We start from the raw sequence: 455 nt of genomic DNA on the forward strand, positions 1-455 counted from the left end.
GAATATGTCATCAATGTGGATAAGAGAATTGCACTTTCAATCGATGATATGGACTCATTAATAGAAAAAAACTCTATACATTTTATTCAGTCATTTACAGAATTCGTAGATTATAAACAACAATGAAAGTAGGTATTAACTGGTCAGGACAAAGAGAATTGGCCTGCATGAAGGAGTTATTCGATAATAGAGACATAGAATTTGTTGAGCTATTAATAGATAACTTTTTAACAACAGACACAAACTCTATAAAAAAAATCCTTGATGGGCGACTCTGTGCGTTTCATATCATGAACTCTCAGTTTCTCCACAGAGACGAACTAGAGTTGAAAAAAATGGCCGAAATAATAAACAACTTAATAGTAGAACTCAATCCTATATATATTTCTGACCATATTGGTAAGTTCTATCATAACGGTCAAGCGCTACCCCAAATGTTAGAAATAGACTACGAG

General features: G+C 33.0%; 1 protein-coding gene. It reads left to right on the top strand.

All coding sequences use genetic code 11. The annotated features are described in order from the left end of the window. Positions 1-122: 122 nt before the first annotated feature. A partial coding sequence (locus BCT81_RS29575; protein ID WP_206748008.1) for a hypothetical protein occupies positions 123-455 on the top strand: 333 nt, incomplete at its 3' end.

Origin of the sequence: Vibrio sp. 10N.261.52.A1 (assembly GCF_002876325.1) — a bacterium.
Lineage (GTDB): Bacteria > Pseudomonadota > Gammaproteobacteria > Enterobacterales > Vibrionaceae > Vibrio > Vibrio chagasii.